At 65.4% G+C, this 26316-nt stretch carries 24 protein-coding genes and 1 other RNA gene; 14 read left to right on the top strand and 11 right to left on the bottom strand.

Translation table 11 applies throughout. From position 1 onward, the window contains the following. Positions 1-29 precede the first annotated feature (29 nt). From ACXIUA_RS09345 to ACXIUA_RS09330, 4 genes are read right to left on the bottom strand one after another with little or no spacing between them, the layout of a single operon-like run. The gene (locus tag ACXIUA_RS09345; protein WP_256005259.1) at positions 30-614 is read right to left on the bottom strand and encodes a hypothetical protein; all 585 of its coding nucleotides are present in this window, start codon (positions 612-614) and stop codon (positions 30-32) included. Then, on the bottom strand, positions 614-1537 hold the full coding sequence (locus ACXIUA_RS09340) for an SURF1 family cytochrome oxidase biogenesis protein (protein ID WP_457976664.1): 924 nt from the start codon (positions 1535-1537) through the stop codon (positions 614-616). The genes ACXIUA_RS09345 and ACXIUA_RS09340 overlap by 1 nt, the downstream gene beginning before the upstream one ends. Before the next feature lie 38 nt (positions 1538-1575). Then, positions 1576-2040: a low molecular weight protein-tyrosine-phosphatase gene (locus ACXIUA_RS09335; RefSeq protein ID WP_457976663.1), complete on the bottom strand. Its 465-nt coding sequence runs from the start codon at positions 2038-2040 to the stop codon at positions 1576-1578. Then, on the bottom strand, positions 2030-2677 hold the full coding sequence (locus ACXIUA_RS09330) for an HAD hydrolase-like protein (RefSeq protein WP_457976662.1): 648 nt from the start codon (positions 2675-2677) through the stop codon (positions 2030-2032). Before ACXIUA_RS09330 ends, ACXIUA_RS09335 begins: the two co-directional genes overlap by 11 nt. Before the next feature lie 35 nt (positions 2678-2712). Between ACXIUA_RS09330 and ACXIUA_RS09325 the strand changes: the two genes are divergently transcribed. From ACXIUA_RS09325 to rnpB, 4 genes are all read left to right on the top strand, one after another. Then, positions 2713-3558 (top strand): Nif3-like dinuclear metal center hexameric protein, encoded by an 846-nt coding sequence (locus tag ACXIUA_RS09325; RefSeq protein ID WP_070362158.1) that lies wholly within the window; start codon positions 2713-2715, stop codon positions 3556-3558. A gap of 17 nt (positions 3559-3575) precedes the next feature. Further along, on the top strand, positions 3576-4259 hold the full coding sequence (locus ACXIUA_RS09320) for a zinc ribbon domain-containing protein (RefSeq protein WP_311475857.1): 684 nt from the start codon (positions 3576-3578) through the stop codon (positions 4257-4259). 4 nt (positions 4260-4263) lie between these two features. Then, positions 4264-5427, top strand: a complete 1164-nt coding sequence (locus tag ACXIUA_RS09315) for a bifunctional RNase H/acid phosphatase (protein ID WP_320072766.1) — start codon at positions 4264-4266, stop codon at positions 5425-5427. 40 nt (positions 5428-5467) lie between these two features. Then, positions 5468-5881, top strand: an RNA gene (gene rnpB, locus ACXIUA_RS09310) — RNase P RNA component class A. 2 nt (positions 5882-5883) lie between these two features. Here rnpB and ACXIUA_RS09305 read toward each other — a convergent pair. After that, on the bottom strand, positions 5884-7077 hold the full coding sequence (locus ACXIUA_RS09305; protein ID WP_320072765.1) for a galactokinase: 1194 nt from the start codon (positions 7075-7077) through the stop codon (positions 5884-5886). 37 nt (positions 7078-7114) lie between these two features. Here ACXIUA_RS09305 and ACXIUA_RS09300 point away from each other — a divergent pair, with 37 nt between their 5' ends. After that, complete coding sequence (locus ACXIUA_RS09300; RefSeq protein WP_070976472.1) at positions 7115-7318, top strand: hypothetical protein; 204 nt, start codon at positions 7115-7117, stop codon at positions 7316-7318. 21 nt (positions 7319-7339) lie between these two features. On the opposite strand, the gene ACXIUA_RS09295 is transcribed toward ACXIUA_RS09300, so the two are convergent. Next, the gene (locus ACXIUA_RS09295; RefSeq protein ID WP_320072764.1) at positions 7340-8890 is read right to left on the bottom strand and encodes a CYTH and CHAD domain-containing protein; all 1551 of its coding nucleotides are present in this window, start codon (positions 8888-8890) and stop codon (positions 7340-7342) included. Between the two features lie 106 nt (positions 8891-8996). On the opposite strand from ACXIUA_RS09295, the gene glnA reads away from it, so the two are divergent. From glnA to ACXIUA_RS09280, 3 genes are read left to right on the top strand one after another with little or no spacing between them, the layout of a single operon-like run. Further along, positions 8997-10331 carry a type I glutamate--ammonia ligase gene (gene glnA, locus ACXIUA_RS09290; protein ID WP_070363460.1) on the top strand — a complete coding sequence of 445 codons (1335 nt, stop codon included), beginning with the start codon at positions 8997-8999 and terminating at the stop codon, positions 10329-10331. A gap of 9 nt (positions 10332-10340) precedes the next feature. Further along, a complete protein-coding gene (locus ACXIUA_RS09285; protein ID WP_457976661.1) occupies positions 10341-13385 on the top strand; it encodes a bifunctional [glutamine synthetase] adenylyltransferase/[glutamine synthetase]-adenylyl-L-tyrosine phosphorylase in 3045 nt (1014 codons plus the stop codon). Positions 13386-13400: 15 nt separating this feature from the next. Beyond that, positions 13401-13712, top strand: coding sequence for a hypothetical protein (locus tag ACXIUA_RS09280; protein WP_252932132.1), 312 nt, complete (start codon positions 13401-13403; stop codon positions 13710-13712). Here the strand turns inward: ACXIUA_RS09280 and ACXIUA_RS09275 are convergent. Next, the gene (locus ACXIUA_RS09275) at positions 13709-15037 is read right to left on the bottom strand and encodes an MFS transporter (protein WP_457976659.1); all 1329 of its coding nucleotides are present in this window, start codon (positions 15035-15037) and stop codon (positions 13709-13711) included. The two genes, ACXIUA_RS09280 and ACXIUA_RS09275, sit on opposite strands and share 4 nt — an antisense overlap. Positions 15038-15108: 71 nt before the next feature. Here ACXIUA_RS09275 and thrC point away from each other — a divergent pair, with 71 nt between their 5' ends. The 3 genes from thrC to ACXIUA_RS09260 are packed head-to-tail and all read left to right on the top strand — an operon-like array spanning position 15109 to position 17716. Next, on the top strand, positions 15109-16554 hold the full coding sequence (gene thrC / locus ACXIUA_RS09270; RefSeq protein ID WP_457976658.1) for a threonine synthase: 1446 nt from the start codon (positions 15109-15111) through the stop codon (positions 16552-16554). Between the two features lie 3 nt (positions 16555-16557). Next, the gene (locus tag ACXIUA_RS09265) at positions 16558-16701 is read left to right on the top strand and encodes a hypothetical protein (protein WP_168156175.1); all 144 of its coding nucleotides are present in this window, start codon (positions 16558-16560) and stop codon (positions 16699-16701) included. Continuing rightward, positions 16691-17716, top strand: coding sequence for a trypsin-like serine protease (locus ACXIUA_RS09260; RefSeq protein WP_457976657.1), 1026 nt, complete (start codon positions 16691-16693; stop codon positions 17714-17716). The genes ACXIUA_RS09265 and ACXIUA_RS09260 overlap by 11 nt, the downstream gene beginning before the upstream one ends. Before the next feature lies 1 nt (position 17717). Here the strand turns inward: ACXIUA_RS09260 and ACXIUA_RS09255 are convergent, their stop codons facing one another. Then, positions 17718-18446 (bottom strand): hypothetical protein, encoded by a 729-nt coding sequence (locus ACXIUA_RS09255; RefSeq protein WP_457976656.1) that lies wholly within the window; start codon positions 18444-18446, stop codon positions 17718-17720. Positions 18447-18479: 33 nt separating this feature from the next. Between ACXIUA_RS09255 and ACXIUA_RS09250 the strand changes: the two genes are divergently transcribed. The 3 genes from ACXIUA_RS09250 to ACXIUA_RS09240 are packed head-to-tail and all read left to right on the top strand — an operon-like array spanning position 18480 to position 20811. After that, positions 18480-19007, top strand: a complete 528-nt coding sequence (locus tag ACXIUA_RS09250) for an NUDIX hydrolase (RefSeq protein WP_071572421.1) — start codon at positions 18480-18482, stop codon at positions 19005-19007. After that, complete coding sequence (locus ACXIUA_RS09245; RefSeq protein ID WP_457976655.1) at positions 19007-19594, top strand: glycoside hydrolase family 25 protein; 588 nt, start codon at positions 19007-19009, stop codon at positions 19592-19594. The genes ACXIUA_RS09250 and ACXIUA_RS09245 overlap by 1 nt, the downstream gene beginning before the upstream one ends. Then, positions 19591-20811 carry a cutinase family protein gene (locus ACXIUA_RS09240; RefSeq protein ID WP_320072758.1) on the top strand — a complete coding sequence of 407 codons (1221 nt, stop codon included), beginning with the start codon at positions 19591-19593 and terminating at the stop codon, positions 20809-20811. Before ACXIUA_RS09245 ends, ACXIUA_RS09240 begins: the two co-directional genes overlap by 4 nt. Here ACXIUA_RS09240 and ACXIUA_RS09235 read toward each other — a convergent pair. From ACXIUA_RS09235 to ACXIUA_RS09225, 3 genes are all read right to left on the bottom strand, one after another. Next, a complete protein-coding gene (locus ACXIUA_RS09235) occupies positions 20808-21653 on the bottom strand; it encodes a polysaccharide deacetylase family protein (protein ID WP_457976654.1) in 846 nt (281 codons plus the stop codon). The genes ACXIUA_RS09240 and ACXIUA_RS09235 overlap by 4 nt on opposite strands. Positions 21654-21686: 33 nt before the next feature. Further along, on the bottom strand, positions 21687-22871 hold the full coding sequence (locus tag ACXIUA_RS09230) for an ATP-binding protein (protein ID WP_320072756.1): 1185 nt from the start codon (positions 22869-22871) through the stop codon (positions 21687-21689). A 133-nt stretch (positions 22872-23004) separates the two neighbouring features. Continuing rightward, entirely contained in the window at positions 23005-26316 is a 3312-nt protein-coding gene (locus tag ACXIUA_RS09225) for a UvrD-helicase domain-containing protein (RefSeq protein ID WP_457976653.1), read from the bottom strand.

The raw sequence follows: 26316 nt of genomic DNA, 5'->3' as shown, positions 1-26316 counted from the left end.
GTTCCCCGAAGGCGAACGCCCAGAAACCCCTACAGCTCCGCCTCGATGGCGGTGAAGACGGCCTGCATGCTGGCCTGCGGCGTGCCGGGGACGACGTCGGCGAGGACGACGCCGACTCCTTGCGGGGCCTGGAAGGTGACGGCTTCGGCGTCGAGGGGCATGAGGGCGCCGATGATGGCAAGTTCGGCATCAGCGATGCCAGCAGAACCAGAAGAACCGGCCGGGATGTCGATGTCGGTGACGTCCCATTCGCCGACGCGCAGGCGGAGGGAGCCGGTTTCGATGTTGTCGGGGTCGGGGAAGACGGCGACTTCGCGCAGCTCGGCGCGCAGGGCTTTGGCGGCGAGGGCGATGTAGTCGAGGAGGTGGACGAAGGCGTTGTCGGTTTGGGGGACGCTGTGGACGACGGAGTCGATGAGCGGGGCGTTGTGGGGTCCGCGCAGGCCGAGCAGCGTGGTCATCGGGGCTTCGCGGAAGGCGTCGAGGTCGTCGAGGATGGCGTCTTCGATGTCGGCGGGTTCGGCGGCGGCGTCGAGGTGGATGTTGGCGTCACCGAGCAGCGTGAGGCAGCGGGCGAGATGTTTGACGTCGCGTTGGGTCAGCTGGTGGGGCATTAGCGTTCTTCTTCCTTTTCGTATGATTTGGCCCAGGGGTTGCGCCGTTGGGTGCCGTAGCGGGACCGCGCCTGAGCGGGAGCAGCGGGAGCAGCGGGGGCGGAGGCGGGAGCAACAGGCTCGGCGGGTTCGGAGGGGGCGTCGAGAAGCTCGGCTTGTTCTTCTTTGAAGCGGCGGCGTTCGCGGGTTTCGGCCCAGATGAAGTAGATGAGGCCGGCGGGCGCCATGATGCCGAAGGCGATCCACTGGAGCCCGTAGGAGAGGTGGTTGCCGGTCTCGAGCATGGGCAGCGGGATGGCGGTGAGGACGCCGGGGGAGTCGCTCAGGAGTTGGACGTAGGGGCTGGCCAGAGTGGTGCCGGTGAGTTCGCCAACTTGGCCTGGGCTGATGGAGTAGACCATGGTGTAGCCCTGGTCATTGAGGGGTGCGGAGGGGTGTACGCCTTCGTCGACGCGCATCATGCCGGAGATGGTTTGTTCGCCGGTGGGTGGGGCGTCGATGTCGGGGACTTGGGTGGAGCCGATGGCGGGAACCCATCCGCGGTTGACCAGCACGCTTTGCCCGTTGTCCAGGCGGAATGGGGTCAGTACTTGGAAGGATGGGGTTCGGTCGATGGGGCGCAGGCGCAGCAGCACATCGCTGTCTTGGGCGTAGGTGCCAGTTGCGGTGACGCGGGTCCACTCGGCGCCGGGCGCGAGTTCGCCCTGCTTGTCGACGACCTCTCCGATCGGCACCGGGTCATGCTCGAATGCGGTCTTGATGTGGTCGTTGCGCTCCACGAGCGCTTCGTTCTTGTGGAGCTGCCAGGGCGCCAGCAGGGTGAACGCGAAGTAGGAGAACAGCACGATCAGGATGGCGACGATGACCCACCCGGGGGTCAGAAACGTTTTCCACCATGGTTGTGCACCTGTTTCAGGTTGCATTGTTGCTCCCGCTTTCACAGATCCCGTACTTTCTCCGGCTAGTCTAGCTGCGCTTTGACCCAGCTGATAATACCTGGGGCGGCGGCTTCGATTTGTTCACGTGTGGTTTGGAAGCCGTCGGCGCCGCCGTAGTAGGGGTCTTCGACGCCGGCGCCTTCGGGGGCGGCTGGGTCGTAGGAGCGCAGCAGGCGGATGCGGGACTCGGGCACGCCGCGGGCGACGAGTTCGGAGACGTGGTTGGTGTCGAGGGCGACGATGAGGTCGGCGTCGATTTGGTTGGCGCCGAACTGTTGGGCGCGGTGGCGGGTGCCGTCGTAGCCGTGGTTGGCGAGTTCGGCAACGGCGCGCGGGTCGGCGGGGCCGCCGACGTGCCAGCCGCCGATGCCGGAGGAGGTGACGCGGACGTGGTCGGCGAGGCCGGCGTCGGCAAGTTTGGCGGCGATGATGACTTCCGCCATGGGCGAGCGGCAAATGTTGCCGGTGCACACGAAATCAATATGCATAGAGGATCTCCTTGAGCTCGGTTGCGGTTTGTGCGGTGTGGGTGGCCTGCGCCCACTCCGCGGCGTCGCCGTAACCCCAGGTCACGGCGATGGACGGGATGTCGAAGTGGGCGGCACCTGTGAAGTCGTGGGTGCGGTCGCCGACCATGATGGGGCGCTTTGGTGCGAAGACGTCGTGGACGTACTCCAGCACCGCGATCTTGGTGCTGCGGCCGCGCTCGTGGTCGGCGGCGCCGAGGAAGTCCAGGTGCGGCCAGATGCCCGCGCGCTTCAGCGCGAGTTCGGCGAAGGTTTCGCTTTTGGACGTCGCGGTACCGACACGGAACCCATCCTGGTCAAGCTGGGCGATGAGTTCGGCCATGCCGTCGAAGACGGTGAACTGCTGCCACCCGTCGGTGCTCATGAAGTCGGAGTAGACCTGCATTGCGGCGTCGACTTGCGCGGGTGTGCACCCGGCCTTCTCGTAGGACTCGCGCATGGGCGGCCCCGGGATCTTCGCGATGAACGCTTCGTCAGGCGGGGCGACGTCGATGGCGGCGAGCCCCCGCAGGAAGCCTTCGCGGATTCCCGGGAAGGAGTCGAGGATGGTGCCGTCGACGTCAAAGAGCACGGTCGGGCGGTTTGTTTGGAGTGTCACGCCCACCAGCATTCCAGGTTTGTAGGCTAGTTGCCATGACGACGAAGACTGTAGGAGATATTGTCGCGGCACTCGAGGCCGCCTACCCGCCCGAACTCGCCGAAAGCTGGGACCAGGTTGGCCTGATTTGCGGCGACCCGGACGAGCCCGTGCACAAGGTGGCGTTTGCCCTGGACTGCACGATGAGCGTGGTGGAGCGCGCGCTGGAGGAAGGCGCGGACATGCTGGTGGTTCACCACCCGCTGTTGCTGCGCGGGGTGCACTCTGTTGCGGCCAATACGCCAAAGGGCAAGGTCGTGCACACGCTGATCCGCGGCGGCTGCGCGTTGTTCGCGGCGCATACGAACGCGGACTCGGCGCGCCCGGGGGTCAATGACAAGTTGGCGGAGCTGGTCGGGATTCGGCCCGGCAGGCCGATTCGCCCGGTGGGGGATGTGGACGTCGATACGCCGGGGGCGCTCGAGCGAGCCACCGGCCTTGGGCGAGTGGGCACCTTGCCTGAGCCGATGACCCTGCGCGAGTTCACCCAGCGCGTGGCCGACGCCCTGCCTGAGACCGTGTGGGGCGTGCGCGCCGCAGGCGACCCGGAGCAGATGGTGCGCACCGTCGCAGTCTCCTCCGGCTCGGGCGACAGCTTCCTTGACGATGCGAGGGCGCTCGGCGTCGATGTCTATGTCACCTCGGACCTGCGCCACCACCCAGTCGACGAGCACCTGCGCGCTGGTGGGCCCGCCGTGATCGATACTGCGCACTGGGCGAGTGAATTTCCGTGGACGCAGCAGGCAGAGGGTATCGTGAACCCGCTAGGCGTGGAAACGTGCATCATCCCGGTGCGCACGGACCCGTGGACCGTTTCCGCCCACCCGAATCAAGCCAAGTAAAGGAGCAGTGCTTCCCCGTGAAACTTGCCGTAGAACTCCAGCAGGTACTACTGAATCTTGCCAAGGCTGACCGCCAGGCCGCCCACCCCGAGGCCACGAGCGAGGAGGAAAAGGAGCTGCAGCGCCTCACCGCGGAGCTCGAGCGCATGCGCGGCGCGGCGTCTGCGGCGCAGCTCGCCGTCGACGACATGGAGCTGGAGATCCTGCGTATCCAGGAAGACGAGCGCAAGCTCAAGCGCCGCGACTTGGACAACAAGCGCATGCTCGGCGCGGAGACAGACGAGGAGCGCCGCAAGGACCTGCAGCACGACCGCTACACCACGAAGTCGCGCATCGCGGACCTGCAGTATGAGCTGAAGGAGGCCCACAACGAGATCGCGGCGCTGCGCAACAACCGCGACAACCATGGGGCTCGCCTGGACGGGCTCGAGCGTAAGGTCGAGGCCGCACAGCGCGCCGTCGACGCGTTGCCAGCACGCGAGCGCGTGGACACTGAGGTGCTGCGCAGCCAGCTGCCCGCAGACGTCCTCGAGGCCTACGACGAAATCGGTGCCGCCGCGTTCAACGGCCGCACCTGCAACGGCTGCTTCATCGCGCTGCCCGCCACCGAGCGCAACCAAGTCAACGCCACCCCGGCCGACGAGGTCCCGATGTGCCCGAACTGCGGCACACTGCTGGTCCGCACCCAAGTACAGGAGTAGTTGCATGAAGGTAGCCATGTTTTGCGACGGCGGCTCCCGCGGCAACCCCGGCGTCGCCGGAAGCGGTGCCGTCGTCTACGGCCCGGACGGGGAGACCCTGGCGGAAGTGGTCTACGCGGTGGGCAAGAAGTCCACGAACAACGTGGCCGAGTACCACGGGCTCATCGAAGGCCTGAAGGCCGCCATCGACGCAGGCGCCGACGAAGTCGCCGTGTCCATGGACTCCAAACTCGTGGTCGAGCAGATGAACGGGCGCTGGAAGATCAAGCACCCCGACATGCAGCAGCTCGCACTGGAGGCGAAGCAACTGGCGCGCACGTGCACGAAGGTCACCTACACGTGGGTGCCGCGCGCCAAGAACAAGAAAGCCGACGAGCTGTCCAACGTGGCCATGGACGCCGCCGCGAAAGGCAAAAAGGGCCTCGTTGCACACGAGGCACCTGCGCAAGCGCCGAAGCAGGCGGCCAAGCAGGTTGCCCCGGCGGCACCAAAAGAGGCGCAGCCCCACGAGACCGCCAGCCCCGGCCACTGGTCCGGCACCGACGCCCCACGCACCCGCTTCGTGCTGCTGCGCCACGGCCAAACCGAACACTCCGCCCGCCGCGTCTACAGCGGGCAAGCCAACCCGCCGCTAACCGAAATCGGGCAGGCGCAGGCGAGCCGGGCCGCGGCTGCGCTTGCGGAGATGGGGCACATCGACGTGATCGTTGCCTCACCGCAGGCGCGTGCCCAGCAAACCGCGCAGGCCTGCGCGGACGCGCTCGGGATTGCGCACGAGGACATCGTCACCGAGGAGGGCTTCCGCGAGGTGGACTTCGGTGACTTTGAGGCGCTCAGCAGGCAGGACGCGCAGCAGCGCTACCCCGAGGATTTCGAGGCGTGGCAGGCCTCCGCCGCCACCGCGCCGCCGAACGGTGAGTCGCTGACCTCGCTGCACCGCCGCGTCACGCGTGCCCGGCTGCGCGTCCAGGAACGCTACGAAGGCAAAACCATCCTCTTGGTGGCGCACACCACGCCGATCAAGTCGGTGATCCGCCAGGGGCTGAACGTGAGCGCCGAGGTGTTCAAGCACCTGTTTCTGGACTTGGCGTCGATTTCTGTGGTGGAGTTCTACGGGGAGATGGGCGTGGTGCGCTGCGTCAACGACGTCGCCCACCACCGAAAATAAAGCGCACCGGCCGCTGTGTTGTAGAGTGGCACAGTGCGAATGAGCCGGCCGGGCGACCGCGTCGCCCCGAACCGCCACACGCGTTGTGGCTGGCGGGGACCGAGGAAAGTCCGGACTCCACAGGGCACGGTGGTTGCTAACAGCAACCCGGAGCGATCCGCGGGCAAGTGCAACAGAAAGTACACCGCCAACCCAGGCAACTGGGTGGGTAAGGGTGAAAGGGTGCGGTAAGAGCGCACCGGCATGCACAGTGATGTGCGTGGCCAGGTAAACCCCACCGGGAGCAAGGCAAGAACCGCAGCCGCAAGGCTGGGGTCGTCGGACGTGATGAGGCTGCCCGCCCAGTCCGAAGGTAGCTGCTTGATGCGCCCAGCGATGGGACGCACAGATGGATGGTTGCCGCCCGCGCCTACGGGCGTGGGTACAGAATCCGGCTTATAGGCTGGCTCATTCGCCTTACACTTCGATCCTGCCAACCTCACCAGTCGTGACCGGGATGACCAGCAGGTTCTCCTGCATCCGGGAGGCAAAGTTTTCGGCTTTCGACGCCGGCACCAGCGCCAGCACCGACTGGGAGACTCCAGGTGCGGCTGGTCTAGCGACGCTCGCTCCGCACTCGCATGCAAGCTGGCTCAGCAGCGCCGGGGTTGCCAGGGCCTCATCGGCGGCGTCACCCGCGTGGGGGTGCAGCGCGTTGACCAGCGCATCGATCTGCTGAGAGCGCAACGCCTGCGCCGCACCCAGCGCGCGTGCCGTTTCGTCCTCACAGCGCTGCAGCACCGCGCGTGCGCGCCGCGGATCCGGTGCGGAACTATCGCCAACAGTGTGGCGGGCCTCCACCCACTGGACCACGCGCGCGGTCGCGTCAGGTAGTTGGCGCAGCGAGGCCACGCCGAAGTTTGCTGCTGCCGTCTCGATGAACTCCTGGCGCCGCCGCATCGACTCCGCGAACGCGTCCGGCTGCGCAGCCTGCTCCTTGGCCACCACGTACAGCCGCAGGCCAAGGCGCTCCGGGTGGGTGATCTGCGTGACCGAGCCGTCCGCCTGCTCCACAAGGTTCAGCGTGGTGCCGTGGCCGCGAAGCGCCGCGGTGTAGCGCGCCTTCAATGGGCTGGACGTGGCGTACGCGGTGGCGGACTGTGCGCAGACCTCCGCAAGCTTCGTGCGCAGGGGAGGGGCGTCGATATCGTCGTGGGCGCCGGCGCACGCCAACGTGATGGCGGCTTCTGCCGCCGCAATCTCGCCGAGGCCAACTCCGTGCGGGACGTGGGAGACCACCGAGATGTCCATTCCCGTGGTCTCGCGGGAAAGCACCTGGCGGTGGATCAGCGTATGGATCAGCCCGGTAATCCGGTGCGCGAGCTGCGCTTCCTCGGTGCCCGCGGTAGGGGCGTTGAGTGCCGCCAGCGTGCTGGTCGCGGCGAGAATCCGGCCGTCGGCACGCGTGAACTGGAGCGAAATGACATCGTCCGACCTGCGGCTCACCGCGGCACACACCCGCTGTGGGCCAAGCCCGATGATGCTCGCCCCGCCATAATTATCGACGCCATCACCAGCCACCACCACCGTTGCCGGCGCGGAAGCGACGTGGTCGGGGGCGCAGCCAGCGTGGTGGGCATGTGCAGCACGCATCTCCTGTTGGACATTCATAGGGCACAACCATACCCGTGGCGCTAAGGTGGGCGCCATGAGCGGAAACTTCTATTACAACCCGACCACCGGCGAGATCACCGAGGGCAAAGTGCAGTCCTGGGAAAACCGCATGGGCCCTTACAAGACGCGCGAGGAAGCCGAGGATGCGCTGCGCATCGCGGCCGCGCGTAACCAGCAGGCGGACGCGGAAGAGGCCGCCGAGGACAACTGGGGCACCCCACCTTCCTGGGAGAAGTAGCCCCTACTGCACGAACAGGACTTACAGGGCTTTCTGCGCCGCCTTCTTTACTTCGCGGATCGCGCCGAAGTAGCCGCGCAGTGCCTTTTCACCGTCGCGGAGTTCGCGCTGGAAGCACATGCCGTAGGCGAACACGTCCTCGTCGCGCTGGCGCGCCAGCTTCGCAAGCACCAGCAGCTCCTCGCGCGAGGTCGCGCAGTCCTGGAAATCACCCAGCATCGATTGCAGGCGCTTGCAAGCCTTGATAAGGCGCTTGAACTTCGGGTCGCCGGTGGCGGCCGCGGCGTAGCGCAGCCGCTTGGCGGCCTTGCGTACGTCGTGCACGTAGGCCTCGCGCTTCGCGCGCGGCAGTGACGTGTCGTGGTAGCGGTCGTCGACCTTGGCGTGGCGCTTCATCAGCTTCTTATATGCCTTGCGCACGTGGCGGGCCAGGGCCTCGTCGCTGTCCTTGATACCCTCGCGCACCTGGGGAGGGTTCGCGATGAGTTCATCGATGGCGTCGAGAAGGTTGAGGTAGGCGTCGCTGTTGCACATGTTGACGATGTTGCGGTGCGCGAGCTTGTACACGCTGTGCATATCCTCGCGCAGGTGGGCTGCGGCAGCATCATCCATGCAGCCGGAGTCGTCAGTGTCGAGCAGCTGCAACCACCGGGCGTGCACCACCTCAGCGTCTCGCGCCACCCCGAGCACGCCCGCGACGTGCTTGAGTTCCTTCTCGATCTTCGAAAACGCATCGCCCTGCACGAGCCCGTCGAAGGTGCGCAGGATGGAGCGCAGCTCCCGGATTGCCACTCGCTGCTGGTGCACCGAGTCCCACTGGTCGGCGCGTACGGCGCGGTCGCCGTGGACGATGGTGTCACGAAGCGTGCGTACGGAAGTTAACAGCGAATGCAGTGGGGAATCCGCAGGCAGGTGTGCCTCGGTGAGGTGCGGAGGCAGCGGAGCTTTCGCCAACGAGTCCCCGAGCGCGGACGTCAGCTTCGACGGCGAGGAGGATGGGCGAGCGCCGGAGGAGAGCAGGTAGCGCTCCGCCTGGCGCAGCAGGGACGCACCTGCGTTGGTGCCCGCGACCTGCTCCGTGAGTTCGAGTTCCCACTCGCGCCAAGTGGTGTGCGAGCCCCCTGGTAGCAGCGAGCGGGCGGAGACGTGGTCGTCGCAAAACTCGGCGACGGGCTGGCCTTCCTCGTCGGCGAGGATGGTTTCCACGCGGTGGTTGTCCACCTGGGCAATGGGCTGCAGCGGGTGGCGGCGCACGATGGCGCGGACGGCGTCGACAAGCTCCTGCGGGACCGTGTGCGGGTCCTGCAGTGGGCAGCGTAGCTCGGTGCGGCCTTGACCTGCTGGAATCTTCATGTGCCAGCCGTCGTCCGGGCCTCCCGTGCGGCGACGCAGCGTGATCTTCTCGCGCGTCAGGCGCAGGTCAGCCGTGTCGTAGTAGATTGCGGAGAGCTGCTGGTGGCTCGTGCTCGCAAGCGCGGATACCCCTGGCAGCTGGCGCAGATCGGGGACGGCGGTGGAATCGTCGACAGCTAACTTGATCTCAATTTCTACGAACTCATGTGGTGCGGCCACGGCAAAGCCCTACTTTCAACGCGAAGCATGTGCGGTCACCGCAAAGTCTAACGCGTTCGCCCACTTTCGCGGCGGCATGAGCGCAGGCGCAGTAGGGTACAACACTATGGACACGCAACAGGAAAACGTACTTCGCATGGTTGAACAGCGAGACATCGCGTTCATCCGCCTGTGGTTCACTGACATTTTCGGATCTCTGAAAACCGTCATGATGAGCCCCGCCGAACTTGAGGCCGCCTTCGACGAGGGCGTGGGCTTCGACGGCTCCTCCATCGAGGGCTTCTCCCGCATCTCCGAGTCCGACACCTTGTTGCGCCCGGACCCCTCCACTTTCCAGCCGCTGCCGTTCGACGAAGGCACCGGCCTGCAGACCGCCCGCATGTTCTGCGACATCACCATGCCGGACGGCGACCCGCTCTACGCCGACCCGCGCCAGGTACTGCGCCGCCAGATGACGCACGCGCGCGAGCTCGGCTTCGAGTTCAACGCCAGCCCTGAAATCGAGTACTACGTGCTCAAACAGAACATGCCTGGGGAGGACCCGGTGCCGGCGGACAAGGGCGGCTACTTCGACCAGGCGAAGCGCAACGAGGCGCCGAAGTTGCGCCGCCAGGCGATCGCCGCGTTGGAGTACATGGGCATTGTCACTGAGTTTTCCCACCACGAGGCCAGCGCCGGCCAGCAGGAGATCGACCTGCGGCACACCGACGCGCTGACCATGGCCGATAACGTGGTCACCTTCCGCTACATCGTGAAGACCGTCGCGGAAGCCAACGGCGTGCACGCCACGTTCATGCCAAAGCCGTTCGCGGACATGGACGGCTCCGCCATGCACACCCACTTCTCTCTGTGGGAGGGGGAGACCAACGCCTTCCACGACCCGGACGATGAGATTTCGCTGTCCAAGACGGGCCGCCAGTTCATCGCGGGCATCATCGAGCACGCCAACGAGATCTCCGCGGTGACCAATCAGTGGGTCAACTCGTACAAGCGCCTCCAGTTCGGCTCCGAGGCGCCGACCGCGGCGACGTGGGGCGTGTCCAACCGCTCCGCGATGGTGCGCGTGCCCACCTACCGCCTGCACAAGGCGGACTCGCGCCGCATCGAGGTCCGCTCGTTGGACTCCGCCTGCAACCCTTACCTTGCGTACGCGGCTGTGCTGGCAGCGGGCCTGCGCGGCATCGAGGGGGAGTATGAGCTCGACGAGCCAAGCCGCGACGACGTATTCGCGCTGACTCGCCGGGAGCGCCGCGCGATGGGGTACCGCGACCTGCCGAACTCGCTCGACCAGGCGCTGCGCCACCTGGAGCGCTCCGAGTTTATGGCGGAAGTGCTCGGGGAGCAGGTCTTCGAGTTCTTCCTGCGTTCGAAGTGGGACGAGTACCACGCCTACACCTCCCAGATCACCCCGTGGGAGATCGAAAGCGGCATCGACCTTTAAGGAAACACCATGTCTGCAGATGCACCCTTGCCGAACCCTGCGAAGCTCGGGCTGACCAGCCCCCGCGCCGCCGAGGACTTAACCACACTCGGCATCACGGATGCGAAGGTGCTCGCAGCGCTTGCCGACGCCGGCGATCCAGACCTGGCGCTCAACACGCTCTACCGTCTCTTCAGCGCGCTTGACGACGCCCCATCCTGGCAGGACGTGCAGTCCCACCTGGCGGCCGACGGCCAGTTCCGCACCCGGCTGTTCGCGCTGCTCGGCGGCTCCACGGCGCTGTCCGACCACCTGGTGGCGCACCCGCAGCGCTGGTGCAGCCTGCTCGAGCCGCTCCCAGGCAGCGAGGAGCTCTTCAGCACGATGCTCGCGGCCGTCGATGCCGCACCCGCGGGCCTCGAGGGCGACACAGCAAGCGAGGACCTGACCACCCCCGGCACCTACCGGGCGGGGCAGGAGTGGTCGCGTCACGCCAGCGCCACCACACCGCTTCGCGAGCACTACCTCACCCTCATGATGCGCATCGCCGCCTCCGACCTCGCAGGTGAGGTGGGCTACCGCGACGTCACCGAGTACGTCACAACGCTCGCCGACGCCGCTCTGACCGCAGCGCTGGCCGTCGCCGTCCGCGAAACCTACGGCGACGACGAACCCGACTCCCGCCTCGCGATCATGGCGATGGGCAAGTGCGGCGCCCGCGAACTGAACTACATCTCTGACGTCGACGTCATCTTCGTCGCCGAACCAGCCACAGCCCCGGCCACCAAGACCGCCAGCACCGTGATGCAGCTGGGCACCGCGTGCTTCTTCGAAGTCGACGCCAACCTCCGCCCCGAGGGCAAGTCCGGCGCGCTCGTGCGCACCGTCGACAGCCACCTGGCCTACTACAAAAGGTGGGCACAGACCTGGGAATTTCAGGCGCTGCTCAAGGCGCGCCCGATGACAGGCAGCGCCGAGCTGGGGCAGCGCTACATCGCGGCGTTGCGCCCGCTGGTCTGGGAGGCGTCGCAACGCACAAGCTTCGTCGAGGACGTCCAGGCGATGCGCAGGCGCGTGCTCGAGCACGTGCCGAAAGACCTGCGCGAGCGCGAACTCAAGCTCGGCAGCGGCGGACTTCGCGACGTCGAATTCGCTGTCCAGCTGCTCCAGCTCGTGCACGGGCGCATCGACCCAAGCATTCGGGTGAAAAATACCGTCGACGCGCTCCAGGTGCTTACCGACGGCGGATACATCGGCCGCGAGGACGGCGCCAAGCTGATCGACGCCTACGAGTTCCTCCGCCTGCTCGAGCACCGACTGCAGCTCACCCGCTTCAAGCGCACCCACCAGCTGCCCAAACCGGACGACGCGAAGGCGATGCGGTGGCTCGCGCGCACCTCGGGCTTCCGCACCGGCCCGCGCGCGACCGCCACTGAGGCGCTGCGCGCCCGCCTCAAGCAGGTCCGCTTCACCGTGGCCAACCTGCACGAGCGCATCTTCTACCGCCCGCTGCTCAGCGCCGTCGTGAATCTGAGCTATGGCGAGGCCACCTTGAGCGCCGACGCCGTCAAGGCCCAGCTGGCCGCACTCGGCTACCGTCACCCGGCCCGCGCCCACGACCACCTCACCGCGCTGGTGAAGGGCACCTCGCGCCGGGCGAAGCTGCAGGCGATCCTGCTGCCGTCGCTCATGCACTGGCTGGGTGGCACCGCGGACCCGGACGCGGGGCTGCTGAACTACCGCAAGCTTTCGGAGGCCGCGGAGGACAAGAGCTGGTTTTTGCGCATGCTGCGCGACGAGGGCGTGGTTAGCCAGCGTCTCATGCAGATTTTGGGCACCAGCCCGTACGCCTCCGAGCTGATCATCGCGGCTCCTGAGGTGGTCAAACTCTTCGGCGACGGCTCCTCGGGGCCGCGCCTCCTCGAGGCTGCACCCGACCAAGTGGAGAAGGCGATCGTCGCAGCCGCCGGGCGCTACGAGGACCCGGACCGCGCGGTGTCGGTGGCGCGTTCGCTGCGTCGGGCGGAGCTCGCGCGCATCGCCGCTGCCGACCTGCTCGGGTTCATGGAGGTGCGACAGGTCTGCGAGGAGCTCACCTACGTGTGGGACGCCGTCTTGCGCGCCGCGCTCGCCGCCGAGATGCGCGCCCAGCACCAGGACCCAGAGCGCCCAGCGCCGGCGCGAATAGCGGTGATCGGCATGGGCAGGCTCGGCGGGGCAGAGCTCGGCTATGGCTCGGATGCGGACGTGATGGTGGTTGCCGCGGCCAACGAGGGCTACGAGGACCACGAGGCAACCGTGTGGGCTGGCAAGGTCATTGAGGCGATGCGGGCGCGCCTGGCCAAGCCGAGCGCCGACCCGCCGCTCGAGGTGGACCTGGGGCTGCGCCCTGAGGGGCGCTCCGGCGCGGTGGTGCGCACGGTGGAGTCCTACGAGCGTTACTACACCGAGTGGGGCGAGGTGTGGGAGCGCCAGGCGCTGCTGCGCGCCGTCACCATCGCCGGAGACCGGGACCTCGGCGCGGACTTCCTCCGCGTCATCGACCCAGTGCGCTACCCGCCGGGGGGCGCCAGCCAGCGCGATATCAGGGAAGTCCGCCGCATCAAAGCGCGCGTGGATAACGAGCGCCTGCCGCGAGGGGCGGACCGTGCCACCCATACCAAGCTGGGCCGCGGGGCGCTCGCCGACGTCGAGTGGACCGTGCAGCTGCTCACCATGATGCACGCGCACACCCATCCTGCGCTGCACACCACCTCCACGCTGGAGGCGCTCGACTACCTCGTCGACCCGGACGACGACCTACCGCAGGTCATCGCGCCACAGCAGGCCCGCCAACTGCGCGAGGCCTGGCTGATGGCTACCAGGGCCCGCAACGCCATCGTTTTGGTCACCGGCAAGCGCACCGACCAGCTGCCCGCGCCGGGTACGCAGCTCGGCCCCGTCGCAGGCTCCGCGGGCTACAGCCCGGAGCACCAACAGCAGTTCCTGGAGGACTACCGGCGCACCACCCGCCGCGCATATCGCGTGGTCGAGGAGGTGTTCTGGGGCGAGGCTCCGTCGCACGAGTTCGAATAACTTATGCTGGTGCCCATGGCTGTACAGATTGCAATCGACCTTGAACACGCAACGTTCGCGGACCTCGTCGCACTTGTCGACGCCGCCCGCGTCGCCGGCGTCACCGCAGACACCGCACTCGAGCTGGCAGACTCCACGCTGAGCATCGCCGTGGAGCCCGGCACCACGGATGCACACCAGCAGCGCGTGCCCGAGCGCACCCGCGAAGGCGAGGGGCCGACCACGGTCTCCACGCCCGGATCTTCGGCGCTGCCGCAGCTTGGCGACGCCGCCATCCGCTCCGTCGTGGACATCCTGACCGGGCGACAGGAACCCCCGCGGCGCTAGTTTGCCTTCGTTGGTGGTGCTTGCTCGACGATCTTGAGTCGGCGCATCTGCGGCTGCGCCTTCGCCCGTGCCACGAGCAGGCCCACGATCAGCAGGATTGCTAGCACGTAGACCGCGATCCAGGCGTACTGGAAGTCCTCCCACGTGTACTGCACCGAATCTGCCGAGTGGTCCAGCAAAATCCCCACCGCCTGGGCTGCGACCATGGAGGATGTGAACCCGCCCATGTTGGCCAGGCCGGTGCCGGTCGCCACCATGGCGGGTGGCACGTGTTCGCGCACGTTATCGAAGCCGAAGTTGGACGCGGGCACCACCGTGCCCATCACGATCACCACCGCGAGGATCGCGCCGAAGCCGCGCGGAGTGGACGTCGAAAAGAACCACAAAAACATCAGCGGCGTCAGCGAGCACAGCACGATGACCGCCATGTCACGGCGCACGCCCAGGCGTGCAGAGACCGCACCGAGCACCGGCGATGCGACGATCATGCACACCGTCAGCACGATGAGCACCGTGCCGGCCTCCTGCTCGTTCAGGCCCATGCCGAGCGTCATCATCGGCACACCCCACAGCAGGGTGAAAGTGACCATCGGGAAGATGGAGAACCCGTGGATGAAGAAGGCCTCCCAGCACACCGGCGAGCGCACCACCGTCGAGAGCGTGGTGCGAAGCGGCACCTTAGCGCTTTTGGTCGCAGCCTCCTCGCCAGGCTTCGCGGGAGCGTCCGCCACCGCGACCACCGCGGCGAGCGCCACGAGCACCCCGACCGCACCGAGCGAGACGAACGCAACCTGCCAGCCCTTCGCGTGCAGCAGCGCCAAAAACGGCACCGCGGACAGGAACTGACCCATCTGCCCAATCGCCGTAGAAAGCTGCGTAAACAGCGGCGTCTTGCGGGGCGGGAACCAGCTCGGCAGGATACGCATCACTGCCAGGAACGCCGTGGCGTCGCCCGCGCCGATCAGCACGCGAGCCGCAAGCGCGACAGGGTACGAGGACGTAAACCCGAGCAGGATCTGGCCCACCGCCATCACGAGCGCGCCGACGATCAGCATGAAGCGCGGACCCTGCCTATCGATGAGCACCCCGGTCGGGATCTGCGCCAACGAGTACACGCCAACCTGTACTGCGGTGAACACGGCGATGCGCGAGGCGTCGATACCAAAGCGGTCGATCGCCTCAACTCCCGCGACGCCGAAGGACGTTCGACCCAAGATCGCGACCACGTACACCGCGACCGCGCCGAACCACACAAAAAGGGCGCGCCGGGTGACGCGCTGCTGTGGGTCGTTGGTCTGGGATACAGGGGAGTTGGAATGGGGCATGCGGTACAAGGTACTCCCTCGGCTGCGCAATCCGGCATGCGGGTCCGGTGCGTCACGTAGACTGTGCAACCGTGGATTACATTTCAACGCGCGATACCGCAGGCACAACCTACAAGTTCACCGACATCCTGCTCACGGGCTTAAGCCCGGATGGCGGCTTGTTCCTTCCCGTGGAGTACCCGCAGCTAAGCCCCGAGCAGCTCGACAGCTGGCGCACGCTGCTCGCCGAGCGCGGGTACGCGGCACTCGCCGCCGAGGTGCTCAAGCTCTTTATCGACGACATCCCGCACGCCGACATCGAAGCGATCACCGCCCGCGCCTACCGCACCCCCGTATTTAACGACGCCGCCATCGTCCCCGTAACCAAACTCGAGGACGACCTGTGGCTGGCACACCTCTCCGAGGGGCCAACCGCGGCGTTTAAGGATATGGCGATGCAGCTGCTCGGCGAGCTCTTCGAATACGAGCTGGGCCGCCGCGGCCGCCACCTGAACATCCTGGGCGCTACCAGCGGCGATACCGGCTCCTCTGCCGAGTACGCGATGCGCGGCCGCGACAACATCCGCGTGTTTATGCTCACCCCAGCTGGCAGGATGACGCCGTTCCAGCAGGCCCAGATGTTCGGCCTGGACGATCCGAACATCTTCAACATCGCCCTCGACGGCGTCTTCGACGACTGCCAGGACGTGGTCAAGACCGTCAACGGCGACGCCGACTTTAAGGCGAAGTACGCCATCGGCGCCGTCAACTCCATTAACTGGGCACGCCTGTTGGCCCAGACGGTCTACTACATCTCTACCTACCTGCGCGTGACCGAGAACAACTCGCAGAAGCTGAGCTTCTCGGTGCCAACCGGCAACTTCGGCGACGTGTGCGCGGGCTACATCACCAAGCGGATGGGCCTGCCCGTTGACCGACTGATCGTGGCTACCAACGAGAACGACGTCCTCGACGAGTTCTTCCGCACCGGCCAGTACCGCCCGCGCAGCGCGGCCGAGACTCAGGCGACGTCCTCGCCGTCCATGGATATCTCGAAGGCGTCGAACTTCGAGCGCATGATGTTCGACGCCGTCGGGCGTGACGCCGCGCTGACCAGCGAGCTCTTCGGCACCAAGGTGAACAGCGGCGGCTTCGACGCCGAGGACTTCGGCGGCGCAAACGTCCTCGACCGCATCCGCGACGCGTTCGGCTTCTGCTCCTCCTCGTCCACCCACGCTGACCGCGTGGCGACCATTCGCGAGGTCCACGAGCGCTCCGGCGTGCTGATTGACCCGCATACCGCCGACGGTGTCCACGCCGCTCGTGCTGTCAGCGGTGACGTCAACACTCCTGTCGTCGTGCTGGAGACCGCGCTGCCGGTGAAGTTCGCCGAGACCATCGTCGAGGCCACCGGCACCCAGCCGGAGGTACCTGAGCGCTTCCGTGGCATCATGGACCAACCACGGCACGTCACCGAATTGCCGAATGACGCCGACGCCGTGAAGGCCTTTATCCAAGACTCCATCGAAGGGAAGTAGCACATGGCACAGGAACAGTTCGCAGGCCCGGAGTACTTCACCGAGTTCGACCCCGAGAAGTTCATCCGAGACATGAAGATTCAGAAGGAAGAAGCTGCCAAGGGCGACCCCGCCTTCGCTGACGATGAAGCGGGCGATGAGCAGTAGCGGCGACCTCGCCAAAAAATACCAGCCCGAAGACGGGCAACAGTGGACGTTCCCGGAGCCGGTCGCCCCAGTAGGGCAGTCGGCGCCTCGTCGCGGGCTAGGTGGTGCCGCGTGGTTTACCGTCATCGTCACCGCGCTGTGCTTGGTCGGGATGGTGGTGTGGCTGGGCCTGCACACCTCTGAAATAGACACGCGCACCGCCGAGGAGCGCCAAGCCCAGGAAGCCGTCCAGCGACCCGGGGAGCAACCGCCTGCCGCGGCAACGGGCAACCGGATCCTGGTGCCCGAGTTCGCACCGTGGGCGCCGGGCTCGCTGATCCAGTCCACGGACCACTACCCGGAGCCGGGGGAGCGCTTCACCGCGCAGTCCTGCACCGTCGCGTTCACGTTCTCGGGTGCCGACGGCCGCTCCTACGCCGTCACCGCCGGGCACTGCGGGCGTGAAGGCAACCTGGTGTGGCCGAAAGGGGCCTCGGACACGAACGACTACTCGCAGGAAGTCGGTAGGTTTATCTACTCCGGGCTTTACACCCCTGATGTAGAGGACCCAGAGGCGGAGCGCATCGACGTCGGCATTATCGAGATCTACGACACGGATCGCGCCGTGCCGCTCGTCGGCGACCCGATCCCGACAGGCATCGGCGCCGACATTGGGCCCGTTGACCGTGTTTGCAAGACCGGCGGAACCACCGGCTACACCTGCGGCCACTTCGAGGCCGCGAGCCGCGTTCAGATCGTGACCGCCCACGACGACGAAGAACAACGTGAGTCCCGCGGCGACATCGCAGGCGTCTGCGCCTCCTCCGGCGACTCGGGTGGCCCCGTCTTCGCCGACGTGAACGGGCGGGCCACTATCATCGGCGTGGTCTCCGGGACGGAAGCCGACCGTTCAGGGGAGGAGTGCTGGGAAGGCATGGAGGACCCGATCATGATGTCCTACTCCAACGTCGACCAGATCTTGCAAGTCATCGAGCGCGTCGTGCCGGACGCCCAGTGGGTCGAACAGCAGTGGTGAGCTACTGCGTATCGGGCGTCGGGTGCGTCTGCAGGTCGTGCTTGCCCTTGTCATCAATCTCGAGCGTGGTCACTTCGCCAGCTCCGTAAGCCTGGTAAATCACCTCGACGAAGCCGTCGGGGAGGCCAACGTCTTCCCACATTGCGATGAGGCTGTCGCGATCAGCCTCGTCGGCCACGTTCATCCACGTTACCTTGACTTTCTGCCCGAACGGGTAGTGCAGGAACCCGACGAAGTCGGCGTCGTAACCTACCGCGAGGCGCATTTGCTGCGCAATCGATTCTGGTGCGGGAGCGTCGTTGCAGTAGTCCCACAAACTCACGTTGAGGTTGTTGCCTGTGCGCAGCTCAACGCCGGGGATGCAGTTCTGCTGCAGCAAACGCGACAGGTGCCCCGCGAACGAGTCCACGTCTTGCACCGCGGTATCCGTGATGTCGCCGCGCAGCGCTGCGCCGCGATGCGCCTCGCGCACCTCCGCGTTCGCGATCAGGTACGGCCGGATGCTCGCTTCTATCGACGCGATGTCGGCCTGCGGTGCCTCGGGCTGAAACACTAGTTCGCGCTGCAACCGAGTCTCCTGCGGAGCGTTGTGCTGGTAGGCGTACAACGCGACTGCCAGCGAGGCCAGCACCACCACGAGCGCTCCGTACACCGCCACAAACAGTGCAGTTGGCACCCGGCGAAGCAAAGCGACAGACTGTGCGGAGTCATCAGTGGTGGTGTGCAACATGCCGTAAATAGTAACCGAAGTACACTTGAACCCATGCCTATACCCGAGTTCATCGTGCAGACCCGAACAAAGATCGGAACCGACCCAATGTGGGTTCCCTCCGTATGTGCCGTCGTGCTGCGGGACTCCACCGCGGACACCCCGTGGGCAGTCCCCGAAGTGCTCCTCGTCCGCCGCGCGGACAACGAGAAGTGGACGCCCGTGACCGGCATCGCCGACCCAGGCGAGGACGCCCACGACGCCGCGGTGCGCGAGGTACTCGAAGAGACCGGCATCAAGGCCACCCCGGCTGCGATCCTCGGCGTCGGCGCCATCGGCCCCGTCACCCACGACAATGGGGACATCGCAAGCTACATGTCGACGCAGCTCCGCCTCGAAGCCGTCGACCCCTCCCAGGAGCCCGTCGTCGGCGACGACGAATCCATCGACGTCGGCTGGTTCCCGCTATCCCACATGCCGGTCACCGACGCGAAGTGGCGCCTCGTCATCGGCGACGCCGCCGCCCAGCGCAAGCGCCCCGAGGGCTTCCAGCCACGCATGGGCTTTAGCAAGCGCAACTAATGCGGTTCGGCGTCGACGTATCCGAGCACCAGGCAGGCTTTGACTTCACCGCCTGCCCACTCGACTTCGCCATCATCCGCACCACCGACGGCACCTACCAGGACCACGCGTTCGCCGGCTTGTTTGTCGACGCCCGCTCCGCCCACCTCAACGTATCCACCTACCACTTCCTGCGCAGCCCTTCCGAGGGAACCAGCGTGGCCGAGCAGGTGGAGGCCAGCGTCGAGGTACTCCAGCGCGCCCCCGGCGCTATGCAGTGCCCGATGTGGCTCGACGTGGAAAGCCCTGCCGGGCTCACACTTGCCGACGTCCGCTCCGCCTACGACACCTTCCAGGGGTGTGGGGTGCGCGTTGCTGGCGTCTATACGAATGCCTGGTACTGGCGCCGATACATGCGCTTGGCCCGGCCCTCCCAGTTCGGTGCGCTCTGGCTCGCCGACTGGGGTTCCGACGAGCCAGCATTTCCAGGTGCCGACGCCTGGCCAGCCCCGCTCGGCATGGGCACCCCCGAGGTGTGGCAGTACACTTCCCGCGGCACCATCGGGGGATTCACGGTGGACCTCAACGCGTGGAGGGACGCCTCATGAACGATATGCGCGCTGCGTTGGCAGCCGTGGTGTGCGCTGCGTGCGTTGTGGTCCCGTCTGTGGCACCGCCAGCTCAGGCGCAGTTACTGGGGAAAGGCGATAGCGAGCCTTTGCCCGAGGCCCCGCTCGAGTCGTACGAGCGCAACATCGCGACCTCACCGCAGCGCTGCACTGATTTCGAGATTGTCATCGCCGCCGGCACCGGCGACTCCAACCAGGGCGACGACCCGCTGCACGTGCGCGGACTGCGACCCGGGTCGACCCTGATCGCTGACGTCGAAGCGGCTGGCGAGAGCGTGTCTGCCTGGCAGGTGCCGTACACGGCCTCGGTTGGCGTGCTCGGCACGCTGGGGGAGACCAGGACGAACATGGCCCTGCCGTACGGGGCGTCGCTAGATACGGGCAAGCGTGCGGTGCGCACGCACCTCGCCACGCTCCACGACGCATGCCCGGACACGAAGGTGTTGTTCCTCGGGTTTTCGCAAGGGGCTGGCCTGCTCGGGGACCTCGTGGCGGAGTCCCCCGACCCGAGCCTTGTCGCGGCCTACCTTATCGCGGATCCGGGGCGCAGCCGCACCACCTACCACACGGCGGAAACAGTCACCGGCGCGCGTGGCGTCCGCGGCGAGAACGGCGAAATCCTCATCCCGCTCGACGGCGTACGCCTTGCTAGCGACGTCTCGGGTCTCACCGGGCCACGCCGCACCAGCTTCCACGACGCTGAGGCTGAGGTACTCACGTTTTGCCACAGCAACGACCTCGCCTGCGCCACGCAGCACGACGGGTTGGCGCAGCGCGTCGGCGTGCGCCTCGCCCAGCCCGCCGCAGCCCCGCTGCACAAACTTGCCGGGCGTGGCTTCAAGGACTTCGGGCACAACCCGATTGCTACGCTGCTTGCACTGGCGTGGGAGTTAGCTGCCGTGTCTCATGTAGTACAGGAATATGCGGGGGAGACACCGCCGTTTTCGGGAGAAGACATCACCGGGTTGGGCGTGCTGCTCCACGTGGCCGCGCAGGAACTGCTGCCGATGGCCGCCGGGCTAGGCGTTCCTCAGATCCCGATGCCACTGATTGACCTCATCCCGCACGTGATGAACATGATGCCCCACCACCTGTCCTACTTCGAGGGCGGCGACCACCCCGCGTGGACCATCGACGGCGAGCCAGTGGAGTCGTGGATCGCCCACGACATGGTCGCCCGGATGCAGGCGAGCTAACTGTTCTTGGTGGTGTACGTCTTACCGGGTACCGGCTGCGGCACCATCTGATCCAGGCTCGCCGGCCGCAGGCCTTTCGCACGCAGCCCGTCGATCACGCACTCCACGGCTTGGGCCGTCGTGGGGTGAATATCATGCATCAGAATGATCGACCCGGCCCGCGCCTGGTCAACCGCAGTCTTGCACGTCCGCGCCGGGTCGCGGTGCTTCCAATCCAACGTATCGACGTCCCATAGGACCACCGCCTCGCCCTGCACCCGCGCCGCGTCAGACACGGTCGCGTTGAGCGCCCCATACGGCGGGCGGACAAACCGCGGGGAGGCACCAGTGGCATCAGCAACAGCGCGGGAGCCCTCCTCCACTTCGCGACGCACCTCCGGCTGCGAAAGCTTCGTCAAGTCGCGGTGCGTGGCAGTGTGGCTGGCTACCGTGTGACCGGCAGCCCGCATCCGCTGCACGACGCCCGCATTCGCGCGGACCTCCGGCGCCAGCATGAAAAACGATGCCGGGGCCTGTTTGCGCGCCAAGATATCCAGCACCTGATTCGTGGAGGCCGCCGGACCGTCGTCGAACGTGACGGCCACACAGTTGGAGCAGTCCGCAGGTTGATCCTGGGCCGGAGCCGACGCGCTGGGCGCGGGTGCAGGAGCAAGCTGCTGCGCCCACGGATGGTTGCGCGCCTGCGGCGGAAGCGCCCGGTAGATAGCCGTACGGAGCTCCTCACCAGCCTGGGAACTGGACTGCGAGAACGCCTGTGAGCTGCCCGCGAGCGGGTTCGCGGCCGCGTGCGGTGCTGTGAACAGTACCGCCACCGCAACGAGCGTGGATACGACTTTGCGCATTGCTTACACCACCATCCAGAGTTAGTACGCGTGTCAGAGTACCCGGTTTGAAGGACTCGCGAAATTGTGACGCAGGTACTCGACAACGGGCACCACCTTGAACTCTTCCAATTGTTGGCCGTGCTCGCCACGGTAGACCACCCAGCGCTGCGTCGGGTCAATGTCCAACTGGCTGCCAACCGTGGCGAGGTTTCTCCCGTGGCGCGAGCGAAACGTTGCGGAGGATTTTATTTCAACAGCGCGTGGCTCGTGCGTCATGTCGAGGAGATCCACTTCAATCTTGCTGTCATCGCGATAGAAATACAGGTCAGGGGCTATCCCTTGGTGGTGGTAGCACTTGGCTGTTTCTGCCACGATGAGGTTCTCCATCACCGCGCCGAAAGCCGGGGAGTTCACGAGGTCTACTTTTGTGCGGATACCCAGGAGGTGGCAGAGCAGTCCAGTGTCGTAAAAGTACAACTTAGGGGTCTTCGTCAGCGTCTTGCGGGAATTGGTGTGAAAAGGACGCAGTGTGAACACGATGAAGCTGGATTCCAGGATGCTTACCCAGTTCTTCACGGTCGCAAACGCGACGCCGAGTTCGCGAGCCAGCCCGGTGTAGTTGATGAGGCTGCCGGCATTAAGGGCCATCAGTTTCATCATCATTTGAAAAGCGTCCGTGTTCTGAACATTGAGTAACTGTGTGACGTCTCGTTCGACGTATGTGCGGAGGTAGTTCTGGTAGTAGATCTCCGGCGGCATATCTACTTGATAAAGGCGCGGATACCCACCGTGAACCATGAAATCTTCAGCGCTCGTGTCGGGTCGTGCGGTGAGTGCCTCCCGAAAAGAGAGTGGAAGCAGGTGGGTGATGCCGACTCTTCCGGCTAGGCTTTGCGAGATCTTCTCCATGAGGAGGAAGTTCTGCGAGCCGGAAAGCACGTATTGTCCCGGTGTGCCCTGTTCGTCTGAAATAACCTGCAGGGCCGAGAAAAGCTCGGGCGCATACTGGGCCTCGTCGATGATGAGGGCAGAGCCACGATCATGGATAAAGCCCGTGGGATCCTCGGTGGCTAACGCGCGTAGCGTTGGGTCTTCGAGATTGAGATAGGTGAAATCAGGGAACTGTTCACGAATCAACGTCGATTTTCCGCTTTGCCGTGGTCCGGTCACGCTCACGATCGGAAACCACGAAGCCAGTTGCTCAAGATGCTGGCCCAATTCCCTCGGAATGAACACTATTTCACCAAATCCCTAAAGTGCGACTTACCAAATCCCTAAAGTGCAATCTACCAAATCACTAAAGTGCGACTTACCAAATCCCTAACGTGGCGCCTGTTGGTGCAGGTTGATCGGGGATAATTCGGTCGGCTTAGCCCAGTGAACGCGTGCGTATCACAACTCCTTGCTTGCGGGGGAAGAGCAGCTCTAAGCGTGTAATCGGGGCGTCGAGCTCCCCGCCCAAAAGCTCGGCGTACAGCCGGAGCTGGTTGAAATACTCGGACACAGTTTGGGCATCGGCGCTGACATCCGTTTTGTAGTCGGCAATGACCCAGCTATCTCCCTCGCGGTAGAGCAGGTCAACGACGCCGTCGATAATTGGGCCGCCACTACTGAGTCGGCCGAATACCGGCAGCTCCCTGTAATGCTGCGAGGAAAAGGCGTGCGTGACGGTTTCGCACTCCAGCAGCTGTTCCGCCATTGATGCGAGCGTCTCCCGGAACTGCGAGGGCGCACCGCAGTCCACACTGAGCGTGGCCGCGTAATCGGCTGCACCACCGGCAGCTGTGAGGTCATCGAGCGTCGCGCGCTCCATCATTGCGTGCAGCGCGGTGCCCACTGCCGCGCCGTGCTCAGCGCGGGCCTCCCCAGTAACCACCAATGCCGGGTCGAGTGAGGCAGTCTCCCGCGTGAGCCCAAGCTTCACGACGTCAGCGTCTCGAGCATGAGCCACCGCCGTGCTGGCGACACGGCGTGCACGAGCCGACTGCCACGCGCTCTCCGAGGCATGAAGATCCGGCAGTCCCTCGGCGTTCGGCTCTGTGGGCCGCGTGGCGGAGGTGGTGAAGTCATATTCGTATGCTGGGATGTCCTCCGCAGCAATCGCTTCCGGGATTGCGCCCTCCGCGATCGTGTTCTCGATGGCCGTATTGAACGCCTTCGACGCCACGCTGTTCGGGTTATCAGTTCGCTTACACACCACTAGGTGGTCACGCGCACGCGTCGTGGCGACGTAGAAGAGGCGGGCGCGCTCGGCGGCGTCGGCAAGCTTTTCGTGCTCCAGGATTTCCCTCGAACGCGGGGAGGTGAGCCGGAACTCGCTGTACTCCAACACATGGTCCGCAGGATGCGGGCGGCTGACCTGAGGGTTGTTGTTCCTACCGCCGTACATCCCGGCCAAGATCACCATCGGGAACTCCCGGCCCTTGGACGCGTGCAGCGTCAGAATGCGCACCCCGCCCGCAGTCGTACTCTCCGGATCGGTGATCTGATGACGCTCGTTGGCCAACGAATCAGTCCACGCGGTGTATTCGCGCAGGGTACCGTGAGTCGCCTCGGTAAAGGCGCGCGCATTGTGCTTCACGAACTCGAGGCGGCGCAGCGCCTCCAAGGGGAACGCGCTTCGCGCAGCGGCCAGCTCCACCATGTTCAGTTGGTCGCACGCCCAGGACACCAGGGCGCCGACGGACATCTCACGGGAAGCCTCATGCAGCTTCAAAATGAGGTTGAGCGCATCCGGAATACGCCCAGTCAGGTCGTGCAACCGAGGCCCGTAAATGTTCAAACTGCTGCCCGCAGCGGCCCATTGCGCAAGCTCAAGGTCGGAAATACCAAGCAGGCTTGTACGCAGCGCGGCGCCCACCGACAGCGATTCCGCCGGGTCAGCCGCCGCGTGCAGCACGACGTGGAGCTCCTCAATCTCGGGCGCCAGATACGTCAGCGCAGCGCCCTCCGGGACGTAGGGCACGTCATGCGCATCAAGAAACGCCATTAACGACGCCGCCTGACGGTGGGTACGCACCAAAATCGCAATATCGTGCGGCTCCAACCCGACCAGGGTCTCATACGAAGTGCCGTCGTCACGTACAACCTTGTCGCGGCGCTGCCAGTCCTCCGCAAGCGCCTGCTTGATAATACTCAGGATGAGGCGGCACTCAGCCTCCTCCTTGGACAGATTGTCCTCCTTGATGGCTTCGTAATGCGCGACAATCGTGCGACTATTGAAGTCTGCCAGCTCGGGGGCGTCATCAAGCCCAGGCCGTGCGTCCAGTGCAGTAAAGGCCACTTCTCGGGGCACAAGCTTCGGGTCTGGCTTCTTGCTGGTAGCCAAGGCGTTCGGGAAATAGCGTTCGAAGACCTGGTTGGACCAGTCCAGGACCTTCGAGGTGGAGCGGAAGTTCGTGGTCAGCTCGACGACCTCGCAGTCCTGCGCGTCACGGGCAGCAAGGTAGGTGTCCAGATCCGCGTGGCGGAACCGGTAGATCGACTGCTTCGGGTCACCCACCGTGAACAAGGCCCCGGGAGTGAGCTTCCCGGTAGCAGGGTCGGTGGCAATCGCGCGCACGATGCGCAACTGGGCAGGGTCGGTGTCCTGGAACTCGTCCACAAGCAGGTGTGTAAACCGTGTGTGCACGTCCTCCCGGACATGCGGGTGGTGCTTCAACAGCTGGTCTGCCAGGTACACAAGGTCACCAAATTGGAGCTCACCAGTGCGGTGGCGTCGACGTGCGTTATCCAGCACGATCAAGGCCAACGACGCGCGAAGCACCGCTTTGGGACGCGCCGCTTGCCTTTCCACGTTCTCATTCCAGGAGTCCCAGACACGCTCACACGCCGACTTGATTTCTTTGACAACCGCTCCGCCCCAGTTCGCCTTTCGGCCACCGTTGCCCTTGCGGAACTCGCCGACCTTCGTGAAATCACCCGCGGTGATCCGCAGCTGAAGATCCGTAATTTGTTCTCCCAAGGTCAACGCAAACGCGTCTTCAGGGTCTGAGCACTCGTTGAGAGTGCGCTTGAGCTCACCCACGATTCGCGTGGCTGCGTCCTCATCGAACACGAACGCCTCCGGCAGGGCAGCAGCGATCGTCGGCTCCAACTCACCCCAGTTATCGTCCATGTATTGGGCAAGCTGCAGCAGCGAAGACATCGAACCGTTCTCGCCCGCGAAATGCTCCAGGGCTTCGCGGAGGTCGGCGTCGAGAATCTTGCCCCCGCTCAGCTCAGCGATGGGGAAGACCCCCTCGAGTGCGCTCGAAAACGCTTCGCTTACTCGGCGTCGAAGCACGTCGGATTGACGCTCCGCGGCGAAGTTATCCTGCACCGTGATCTCTGGAGGGATGCCGGACTCGAGCGGGTAAAGACACAGCAGGCGCTGGCAAAAGCTGTGCAGCGTTTCAATGGCTGCGCTGGGCAGCTCAAGCAGAGCGCGATCCGCCACTGGGTTGCCCGCGTGCTTTGCCAGCTCACGGGCGAGACGCTCCGAAAGCTCCGCCGCAGCCTTCTTCGTAAACGTGATCGCCGCGATCTGGGTGACTGGAACTTCACGTTCCAAGATGAGCGTGAGCAGGCGCTGGACGAGTGAGTACGTTTTACCAGCCCCGGCACCGGCCTCCACGAACAAGGTGGAGTCAACATCCGTGCGGATCCGCTCACGGTTTTCAAAATCTGGCAACAGAGTCAT

This window comes from Corynebacterium sp. UMB8791 (genome assembly GCF_054166365.1).
The sequence above is the reverse complement of the archived record's forward strand: the minus strand, read 5'-3'. Positions and strand labels throughout refer to the sequence as shown.